The sequence below is a fragment of the Pseudomonas sp. Pseusp11 genome, from assembly GCF_047304405.1.
Taxonomy (GTDB): Bacteria; Pseudomonadota; Gammaproteobacteria; order Pseudomonadales; family Pseudomonadaceae; genus Aquipseudomonas.
Map to the genome: position 1 here is coordinate 1 of NZ_JBGLZF010000083.1, position 9,876 is coordinate 9,876.

The following is a 9,876-nucleotide window of genomic DNA, read 5'->3' on the forward strand; positions in this document are numbered from 1 at the left end:
GGTGTGTTGTTGTGGGGGGGGGGGGGTGGGTTTGGGGGGGGGGTGTGGGGGCTCTTGGGCCCCCACCCCCGCTAACACGGCCTCCAGAATCACCGGGTCATTCACTGTTTGAACGCATAGGCCCGCTCAACCTTGCACACCCGCGTATGACACGCCGAATACCAGGTCGATCGCCCACGCTCACGAATCGCGCTGTGCTCGGGGTGATGCTTCCAGGCCAGGATCGCCGCTTCGCTGGCCCAGTAGGACACCGTAATCCCGAGTCCATCCGCGCCCCGGGCCGATTCCACGCCCAGGAAGCCGGGTTGCTCACGGGCCAGCTCCACCATGCGTTCGGCGGCCTGTTCGTAACCGTGATCGCCTTCGGTGCGCAGCGAAGTGAAAATCACTGCGTAGTAAGGTGCTGCAGGTGTCTGGGCGATCATGATTTTTGCCTCGCGCAGGCCTCGATCAATGCCTTGACCAACGGCGGCAGCAGGCCTTTGAGCGCGGCGCGTTCCGGTTGGAACAGCGTTGCGACAAAGAATGGATGATCCTTCAGCTCCACTGCCCGCAGATCCCCCGCCGAATCGTGGCCAACCGCGTGCAACTGTCGCGTCAGTAGCTGCCGTTCAAACTCGGGATTCACACCGTAACGGCAACGGTAGCCTTCACGAATCTCCGCATTTTCGTACGCCTTGGCGATCAACGAGCCTTCAACCAAATGAATGCTGTCGACGGCTTCCACCAGCGCACAGGTCAGCGGCGTGAGTAACGCCCGCGTCGCGTCGGGCGAAGTCTCGCCGTGTTCGGCATCTTCCCAGCCCAATACGTTGCGGGCGAATTCCAGCACCGCGTGCTGAAAACCGCCGCACGTGCCGAGGAACGGCCGTTGTTGTTCCCGGGCAAAGCGGATCGCCCGTAACGCGCCATCCATATCGCGATAAGGGCTGGCGGGTACGCACCAGAAACCATCGAAATCATCCAGTGGCGTATCGGCGGTGATGCGGTCGGTGGGCAGCCATTCAAACTGCAGGTTCATGCCGGTGTGTTCGGCGGCCATGCCGAGGGCGACGGGGATGGCTTGATGGGCGGTGACGTGTGGATCGTAGTCACCGATCAGGGCAATGCGGATGGCGTTGGTTTCCATGAGTGATCTCGACGCTTGTTGATTTCTGGCACCGACTATAGATTGGCGTTCACGCAATCAATATTGGCGTTATCCCAAGTGATCAATGCATCGACGCACTATCAGCTGGACTATCCCGACCTGTCGCTGATCCTCGCTTTGGTGCGCGGCGGCTCTCTGGCCCGAGCTTCGGCGTTGTTGAAGGTCGACGTTTCGACGGTGTTTCGCGCAGTCCGTCGCCTCGAAGCCGCGCTGGGCCAGCAACTGTTCGAAAAGAGCCGCGCTGGTTACCTGCCTACCACGTTGGCTCAGACCCTGGCCGAGCAGGCTGAACGCGCCGAACAAGCACTGGAGGCGGCGCGCATTGGCGTGGAGCAGGGCGGTGAAATCATCAGCGGCACCGTGCGCCTGACCTGCACCGATTCGGTCCTGCAAAGTCTGCTGTTACCGGCACTGGCGCGGTTCATGCCGTCTTACCCGGCACTGACTATTGAACTGTGCACCTCCAACGACTTCGCCAACCTCAGCCGCCGCGACGCCGACATCGCCTTGCGGTTGACCCGTACCCCGCCCGAGCATCTGGTTGGCCGGCGATTGGCAGACATTTCCTACCGGGTCTGTGCCAGCGCGGCCTATCTGCAATCGGTCGAATCCCACGACCTGGCCTCATTGACCTGGATCGCCCCGGACGACTTTCTTCCCGATCACCCCACCGTCGCCTGGCGGCGTCAGCAGTTGCCCGGCGTAACACCCGGTTATCGCTGCAACAGCATGTTGTCGGTGACTGAATTGGTGCGGGCCGGGCTGGGCATCGCGGCGTTGCCGGACTTTTTGATCGGTGAAGAACTGCAACCGTTGACCGAGCCCCTGCACGGTTACGACACCGCGCTGTGGCTGCTGACCCGCCCGGACTGCCGCGCATTGCGCTCGGTGGTGACGTTGTTCGACGAGTTGGGGCGGGCGCTCCGGATCAAACCTTCGGTGGCTCCTTGCTGATGAAGTGTTGATGCATTTCCGAGGTCAGGCTTTCGATGCGCTCAGTCAGGGTCTTGGTGATTTCGGTGAGCCGGGTGTTTTGCTCCAGCAACTCCTTCAGTTGCGCAGTGTTCCGCGCGGCTTGGGCCTGACGTTCACTGTTGGCGATGGCCAAGGCTTCACGATGTCGCGCATCGGCTTCGGACTGGGCTTTGTCCCGCGCCGCCTGACGCGTCTGGGCCAGCAGAATCAGCGGCGCGGCGTAGGCCGCTTGCAAGCTGAACGCCAGGTTGAGCAGGATGAAGGGGTACACATCGAATTGGGTTACGCCGGACAGGTTCAGGCAAATCCAGATCACCACCACCAAGGTCTGGGCGCCAAGGAAGGTCGGCGTGCCGAAGAACCGCGCAAAAGCCTCGGCGCGCAGGGCAAAACGGTCGGTACCGAAAGTAGGTGCCAGGTGCGCGTGAGGGCGATGGAAGCGCAGGTGATCGACGGGGCCGGTGATTTCGGTTTCGGTTTCGTGGGTCGGAGTGCTCATGATGCTCTCTGAAGAGGGGATGGGACTGAGGCTCACTATAGCTCCAGCGTCAGTCTCATTCAGAAACACATTACCGGGTTCTTATTCAGAGCGACCGTTCAGCGATAAAATGGCGGACATTGTCATTTTTTGCAGCTTGATTCAGCACGCATAACACGCCAGGAACATGTCCAGCGCCGACTCCACCACGGTGTGCTGCATGTCGGGCGACAGGCCCGATTGGCCCATGGAGATCTGCGGCCAGAACGCAAAGGCCTTGAGCAATCCCTGGACCTGTTGCGCGGCGAACTCAGGCTCGACCTGTTTCAGGCGGCCATCGGCCTGGGCGGCACGAATCCACACGGTCAAACTTTCTTCGCGCTCACCCATTCGGGCAACCATGTTCTGCGCACGCTCGGGAGAGTGGATGGTGGCGGCGATCGCCACCCGCGCCAGGTCGAGAAAATTATCATCGGCCAGCATCTGCAATTTCGCCTGCAACATCAGGCGCAGCTGATCGCGCAGGGGCAGGTCGTGGCGGTAGGCCGTTTCCTGTTCGGCCGTTACTCGGGTCCATAACTGATTGAGAATTTCGGCAAACAACTCTTCCTTGCTCGGGAAGTGGTTGTACACCGTGCGCTTCGACACGCCGGCGGTGGCGGCGATCTTGTCCATGCTGGTGATGTCGAAACCGTTGGTACGGAATTCGGTAATCGCCGCCTGGATGATGGCTTCGCGTTTTCGGTCGGTGAGGCGCTGTGGAGCTGTCATAAGTACGCTTCGGCAGGAAGAAGTGGAGAATTACACTTGGTAGTTTACTTGTGATCGGCTTTGATGCAACCTAGAAACTACACTGTGCAGTGTAATGTTGTGTTAATCCTGCACAGTGAGAAATTGAATCTTCGGCTGATGCGTGCATGCCTTGGCCATAAATCGTCCCAAGCGGAAAATCGTCAATTTTGCGGTTTTTCTGGAGTCATTCAGTCATGGCCACTTCAACTTCCCCAGCGAACAACGCTTCAACGCCTGAAGCGTCCCGACAGGCTCAAGGGCAGTACCGAAACCATGTGCCGGTGCAGCGCGAAGGCTTTCGCAAAACCTTGCGCATCCTGTGGAACTTCATCTTCAACAAACCGCACGACACCCGGCCGTCGGCCCCCGTTCCGGTGCAAACCCTGACCCAGGCGGCGTTGATTGCCGCGCCTAACCACAGCGTCTATCGCCTGGGCCATTCCACGCTTCTGCTCAAATTGCAGGACAAGTTCTGGATCACCGACCCGGTCTTCGCCGAACGCGCCTCGCCCGTGCAATGGGCCGGCCCCAAGCGATTCCACCAACCGCCGATCAGCCTCGAAGACCTGCCGCCGATTGAAGCGGTGATCCTGTCCCACGATCACTACGACCACCTCGATTATCAGGCCGTGCTCAAACTGGCGGACAAGACCCGCTACTTCCTCACCCCCCTGGGCGTGGGTGACACCCTGATCAAGTGGGGCATCGACGCCAGCAAAGTGCGCCAACTGGATTGGTGGCAGGGCACCGAGGTCGATGGCCTTCAATTCGTCGCCACTCCTTCGCAGCACTTTTCCGGTCGCGGCCTGTTCGACGGTAACAGCACCCTTTGGGCGTCGTGGGTGATGATCGACGGCGACACGCGGATCTTCTTCAGTGGCGACAGCGGCTACTTCGACGGCTTCAAACGCATCGGCGAGCAGTACGGCCCATTCGACCTGACCCTTATGGAAACCGGCGCCTACAACGTCGAGTGGCCTCACGTGCACATGCAGCCCGAGCAAACCCTGCAGGCGCACATTGACCTTAAAGGGCGCTGGTTGCTGCCGATCCACAACGGCACCTTCGACCTGTCGATGCACGCCTGGTACGAACCTTTCGACCGTATTCTGGCGCTGGCCTGGGAACGGAACGTGTCGATCACCACGCCGCAAATGGGCGAGGCGTTCAACTTGATGTATCCGCAGCGTGGTGGCGCGTGGTGGCTGGATCTGGAAAATACGATGAAGGAAAAAGGACACATTGCTTGTAGCGGCTACAAGTCTGGATGAACTTTCGTACGGCCTTCGTTCCTTGTTGCTGACAGTCGTTTCCTACGGCTTCGGTAGGCTTTGAGGCGAGTGAAATGACTCACTCGTGATTAGCCATAATAAGGACGTTTTACATGAAGGACATTTTCAAAAGCCGCAGGACGGTGCTGGCGCAGGCCATTGTGCTTTCCGTCGCGGGTTCCGCTTACGCCGATGACACCGCTGCAGCATCTGCAGCGGTCAACGCGCTCGAATACGAGAGTGTCAGCGAACTCACTGCAAAGATGGAGCGCAACGAACTCACCTCCGTAGCACTGGTGAAGCATTTGCAGGCGCGTATCGATGCACTGGACAAGCAGGGGCCGGCAATCAACGCGGTCATGGAGCTCAATCCCCAGGCCATCGAGATTGCAATGGCGCTGGACAAGGAACGCAAGGACGGAAAGGTTCGTGGTCCGCTCCACGGGATTCCGGTTCTACTTAAAGACAACGTCGATACCGCAGACACCCTGCAAACGAGCGCGGGCTCACTGGCCATGGTCGGCCAACCAGCCGCAAACGATGCATTTGTCGTCAAGCAGCTTCGTGACGCAGGCGCAGTCATTCTCGGCAAAACCAACATGAGCGAATGGGCTTACGTTCGACAAATGGGCTTGCCCCACGGTTGGAGCGCCCGAGGTGGCCAAGGGAAAAATCCCCACGTACTGGGCGGCGAAATGTGTGGTTCCAGTTCCGGTTCGGCCGCAGGCGTAGCCGCCGGGTTCGCACCGCTGGCCATTGCCACCGAAACCAACGGTTCGATCACTTGCCCCGCCTCGGCCAACGGCGTGGTGGGCATCAAGCCGACGCTGGGGCTGTTCAGCCGTTCCGGCATCATTCCGATCACACGTCTGCAAGACACCCCCGGGACCATGACGCGCACCGTTCTTGACGCCGCGCTCATGTTCAACGTCCTGCAAGGTGTCGATGCTTCGGACGCCGCAACCAGCGACGCACCGGTAGGTGTCGATTACACCGCATTGCTCGCCAAGGATGCCTTGGACGGCAAGCGAATCGGTTACCCAATCGAGTACCTGGGGCCGGACGGTTCGGTGTTGCGCCCCGGTTCTGAGTTTCTGAGTGCATTGGCCACCCTGGAAAAACAAGGCGCTACCCTGGTGCCATTAAAAGTCCGGCTACCAAATATTGAGGGCTACTTCAATGTACTCATGGCGGGCATGAAACATGAGCTGCCGGAGTACCTGGCCAGCCGCTCCGGATTGCCGATCCAAACGCTTCAAGGGTTGATCGACTTCAACGAACTCAAGCCTGGCCCTGAAGGTTACGGTCAACAGATGCTCAAAGACATCAGCAAACTGGACATGAGCCACGCACAGGCATCCGAACTGTTCGCGGCACTCAATGCCAGCTTCAAGGAAGCCATCGATGAGCAACTGACCGGGCACAATCTGGACGCCCTGATCGCCGATGCCGACGGCTATTCGCAATTCAGTGCCGCGGTGGCCGGCTACCCAGCCATCACACTGCCGTCGGGCATGAAGGGCGATGGCCTGCCCACTTCCGTGTTCTTTTACGGCCCGCGCTGGAGTGAACCTAAACTGTTGGCCCTGGCTTACAGCTATGAACAGGCTTCGTTAGAGCGTCAGGCTCCGGCGTTTAAACAGCAGTAAAGGGATGTAACCGGGCCAGTGAGTTTTGTGGTGTCACTGGTCTGGTATGTCACGCCTGAGCATGGAAAGACATTCCACCATCCTGGTTTCACCGATGTCACGAAAGCTTCCACGTAACATCTCAGAAAGCGTGGCTTGCGACAGACCCATAATTTCAGACGCCTGAACGTGAGTCAGCTGACGAGCTTTGATGACCTCACCCATTTCGGTGGCAAGTTTTGATTTGGTGTTCATCGCTATTGCGTTATCCATTCCGAGATCTTCATAAGCGTTCCCGCTGCTTTCTTCTATTTCAATCATTGCCTGATTCCTTTTGTGTGATCCTGCAAAGCGCCTCAATCGATAACTTCACTCACTCAACCATCGCATAATCCGCCCGCCCCACCGGATTCGGTGTGGACCCTTTCACATTCATCCCTCGGCCCGGTGCAAACCCTGGGAAGAACACCAGGCCTTGCGATTCAAACCGATACGCCAACGCCAGCCGCGTGACATCCAGCACATTACGCTGCGCCTCGAATCGCTGGATGGCGTCAACGGAAACCCCGGATTCCTCGGACAACTCTTCCACACTCCAACCCAGCATCGCTCGGGCCTGGGCGCAGTGGGCGGGGGTGAACTGGAAGAGGGCGATACGTTCCAGGGTGATTTTCATTGCAAGAGAGGCCATGGTTTTCTCCGGGGATCGAGCGTGGCGATTCGAAAATGTACTGTGTTTTTGTACAGTTGTTTTGCGCCCGGATCAAACTCATTTTTTGATCGATTCTCTTTTTTCGCTCAGGCAGGGGCGTTGGACCGACTACGCTGTCTCTAGGCGGTTTCCTGAAAGCTCCAAATGATTGAACGTCAGCCTTCTGATCTTCAATGCCGGAAAGGTGGCGTTTCAAAAGCAGTGCGCCACAGCGTTATGCGGGGAAGGGAATCATGAAAAGACTACGTCTGCTATGTGCCCTGATCAGCTTTACAACTCTGCCGGTCCTGGCCGATACGGCATCGCCAAACAAAGATGCCTTTGTCACCAACCTCATCAATCAGATGACCCTCGACGAAAAAGTCGGCCAACTGCGGCTGATCGCTATCGATGAAAAGATGACGCCCGAAAAAATCTGCCAGGAGATCACTGCCGGGCGAATCGGGGGGACGTATGGCTCTGTGAGCCGTTATGTAAACCGCCCCATGCAGGACGCGGCTCAACAAAGCCGCCTGAAGATACCGATGTTTTTCGGTTGGGACGTGATACACGGTCATCGAACCATTTTCCCCATCGGCCTGGCCTTGGCCTCCAGTTGGGATATGGACGCCATCGAGTTGAGCGGTCGAACGGCGGCGAAAGAAGCCAGTGAGGACGGTATCGATATGACCTTCGCACCGATGATCGATGTCGCCCGTGATCCTCGCTGGGGGCGCACATCCGAAGGCTTCGGTGAAGACACCTATCTGGTTTCACGCATTGCCAGAGTGATGGTCCAGGCCTACCAGGGCCAGAGCTTGAGCGCGCCCGACAGCATCATGTCCAGTGCCAAACACTTTGCGTTGTATGGGGCTGTCGAAGGAGGGCGCGACTACAACAGCGTCGACATGGGCCTGGCCCGAATGTACCAGGACTACTTGCCACCTTATCGTTCGGCGATCGAGGGTGGCGCGGGAGCCGTCATGGCGGCGCTTAACTCGGTAAATGGCGTGCCGGCGGCGGCCAATACCTGGTTGATGCAGGACCTGCTTCGCAAAGCGTGGGGCTTCAAGGGACTGGTCATCAGTGACCATAACGGGGTAACCGATCTGGTTCAGCACGGTGTTGCGAGGAATCCTCGCGACGCGGCCAGGCTCGCCATCAGGGCCGGCATTGACATGAGCATGAACGACTCCTCCTATGGCCCGGAGTTGCCGGGGCTGCTTGAGTCTGGTGCTGTTTCCCAGAGCGATATTGATAACGCGGTGCGGGAAGTCCTGGGTGCCAAGTACGACATGGGGCTGTTCGAAGACCCTTACCGGCGCCTCGGCGCTGCCAGTGAAAACGCAGCTGATAACAACCCCGAAAACCATCTGCACAGAGCGCAGGCCCGTGAAGTGGCACGCAAGACACTGGTGCTGCTGAAGAATGAAAACGGGCTCTTGCCGCTGAAAAAACAAGGCACGATCGCGCTCATCGGCCCGTTGGCAAAAAGTGCCGTCGACATCATGGGCAGTTGGTCCGCGAGCGGTGTGCCTGCGCAATCGGTGACGATCTACGACGGGCTGAAAAACGCGATGAACCAGGGCTCGCTGATCTATGCCCGAGGTGCCAATCTCGAGGAGGATCAGGAGGTTGTTAAATACCTGGAATACCAGGGCGTGTCCGAAATCGCCAACGACCCCCGTCCGTCAGCAGAAATGATTGACGAAGCAGTCAAGGCTGCACAGCAAGCCGATGTTGTGATCGCCGTGGTGGGAGAGCCTCGCAGCATGTCCCATGAGGCGGCCAGTCGAACCAGCCTCGATCTGCCTGGGCGCCAGAGTGAATTGATCACCGCCCTGAAAGCCACCGGCAAGCCGCTGGTACTGGTGTTGATGAACGGTCGGCCGCTGTCCATCGGCAAGGAGCAGAAACAAGCCGATGCGATCCTGGAAACCTGGTACAGCGGCTCCGAGGGAGGCAATGCCGTTGCCGATGTATTGTTCGGTGACTACAACCCGTCCGGCAAATTACCCATCACCTTTCCACGCTCCGTGGGGCAGATCCCCAATTACTACAGCCACCTGAACACCGGCCGTCCGTACCTGCCGGGTGCGCTTCGCAACTACACGTCGCAATATTTCGATCAATCCTATGGGCCGCTTTACCCCTTCGGCTATGGGCTGAGCTATACCGATTTCAGCCTGACCGACATGGCCCTGTCTTCGACCACGCTGAACAAGACCGACAACCTCGTCGCCAGCATCATGGTGAAAAATACCGGCCAGCGTGACGGCGAAACGGTGGTTCAGCTGTATATCCGCGATGTCGTTGCCTCCGTCGCCCGTCCGGTCAAAGAACTGAAGAACTTTCAAAAAATCATGCTCAAGGCCGGCGAGGAGAAAGCGGTGCACTTCAGCATTGACGAGAACGACTTGAAGTTCTTCAACAGCCAGTTGGAATACGTCGCCGAGCCGGGTGAGTTCCGGGTGCAAATCGGCCTGGATTCCCAGGATGTGAAGGAGCAGAGCTTTGAATTGCTGTCAGAACAGGGCAGTGGCTTGGCTGAGGCCGGTCAGTTAGGACCCTGTAGCGAGGGAGCTTGCCGGTTAGTTCAGCCGTAATGCGATCCGTAGCAGCTGTCGAGCCCCAGCGAGGCTGCGTTCGGCTGCGAAGCAGTCGTGAATCCGGTTAACTGATCTGCCTGACGTACCGCAATATCTGATTTTACGACTGCTGCGCAGCCGAACGCAGCCTCGCTGGGGCTCGACAGCTGCTACAGAGCGGCGCGCTCCCTCTATTTCACCCCTTCCAACCAAACGGACGGTGCCTGCCCCAGCACCCGACGAAACATGGTCGAAAACGCCGCCGGGCTTTCATAGCCAAAATCCAGGGCAATGCGCGTCACC

11 protein-coding genes are annotated in these 9,876 nt (G+C 58.5%); 4 read left to right on the forward strand and 7 right to left on the reverse strand.

All coding sequences use genetic code 11. From position 1 onward, the window contains the following. Positions 1-101 precede the first annotated feature (101 nt). Together ACCC96_RS30015 and ACCC96_RS30020 are read right to left on the reverse strand one after the other, a co-directional pair. Entirely contained in the window at positions 102-425 is a 324-nt protein-coding gene (locus ACCC96_RS30015; RefSeq protein ID WP_019651741.1) for an antibiotic biosynthesis monooxygenase family protein, read from the reverse strand. Further along, positions 422-1,129: a CTP synthase gene (locus tag ACCC96_RS30020; RefSeq protein WP_413697716.1), complete on the reverse strand. Its 708-nt coding sequence runs from the start codon at positions 1,127-1,129 to the stop codon at positions 422-424. The genes ACCC96_RS30015 and ACCC96_RS30020 overlap by 4 nt, the downstream gene beginning before the upstream one ends. A gap of 15 nt (positions 1,130-1,144) precedes the next feature. On the opposite strand from ACCC96_RS30020, the gene ACCC96_RS30025 reads away from it, so the two are divergent. Next, entirely contained in the window at positions 1,145-2,104 is a 960-nt protein-coding gene (locus ACCC96_RS30025; protein ID WP_413697717.1) for a LysR family transcriptional regulator, read from the forward strand. On the opposite strand, the gene ACCC96_RS30030 is transcribed toward ACCC96_RS30025, so the two are convergent. Continuing rightward, positions 2,079-2,624, reverse strand: a complete 546-nt coding sequence (locus ACCC96_RS30030; RefSeq protein WP_018926412.1) for a DUF1003 domain-containing protein — start codon at positions 2,622-2,624, stop codon at positions 2,079-2,081. The two genes, ACCC96_RS30025 and ACCC96_RS30030, sit on opposite strands and share 26 nt — an antisense overlap. 141 nt (positions 2,625-2,765) lie before the next feature. After that, positions 2,766-3,374 (reverse strand): TetR/AcrR family transcriptional regulator, encoded by a 609-nt coding sequence (locus tag ACCC96_RS30035; RefSeq protein ID WP_413697718.1) that lies wholly within the window; start codon positions 3,372-3,374, stop codon positions 2,766-2,768. 215 nt (positions 3,375-3,589) lie between these two features. On the opposite strand from ACCC96_RS30035, the gene ACCC96_RS30040 reads away from it, so the two are divergent. Together ACCC96_RS30040 and ACCC96_RS30045 are read left to right on the forward strand one after the other, a co-directional pair. Next, entirely contained in the window at positions 3,590-4,666 is a 1,077-nt protein-coding gene (locus ACCC96_RS30040; protein WP_413697719.1) for an MBL fold metallo-hydrolase, read from the forward strand. A 113-nt stretch (positions 4,667-4,779) separates the two neighbouring features. Continuing rightward, the gene (locus tag ACCC96_RS30045) at positions 4,780-6,315 is read left to right on the forward strand and encodes an amidase family protein (protein ID WP_413697720.1); all 1,536 of its coding nucleotides are present in this window, start codon (positions 4,780-4,782) and stop codon (positions 6,313-6,315) included. Between the two features lie 33 nt (positions 6,316-6,348). On the opposite strand, the gene ACCC96_RS30050 is transcribed toward ACCC96_RS30045, so the two are convergent. Then, positions 6,349-6,615 carry a helix-turn-helix domain-containing protein gene (locus ACCC96_RS30050; RefSeq protein WP_413697721.1) on the reverse strand — a complete coding sequence of 89 codons (267 nt, stop codon included), beginning with the start codon at positions 6,613-6,615 and terminating at the stop codon, positions 6,349-6,351. Positions 6,616-6,667: 52 nt separating this feature from the next. Next, the gene (locus ACCC96_RS30055; RefSeq protein ID WP_018926408.1) at positions 6,668-6,985 is read right to left on the reverse strand and encodes a helix-turn-helix domain-containing protein; all 318 of its coding nucleotides are present in this window, start codon (positions 6,983-6,985) and stop codon (positions 6,668-6,670) included. Positions 6,986-7,239: 254 nt separating this feature from the next. Here ACCC96_RS30055 and bglX point away from each other — a divergent pair, with 254 nt between their 5' ends. Continuing rightward, positions 7,240-9,591 (forward strand): beta-glucosidase BglX, encoded by a 2,352-nt coding sequence (gene bglX / locus ACCC96_RS30060; RefSeq protein ID WP_413697722.1) that lies wholly within the window; start codon positions 7,240-7,242, stop codon positions 9,589-9,591. A gap of 173 nt (positions 9,592-9,764) precedes the next feature. On the opposite strand, the gene ACCC96_RS30065 is transcribed toward bglX, so the two are convergent. Next, positions 9,765-9,876 (reverse strand): helix-turn-helix domain-containing protein (locus tag ACCC96_RS30065; RefSeq protein ID WP_413697723.1); only part of this gene is annotated, 112 nt, incomplete at its 5' end.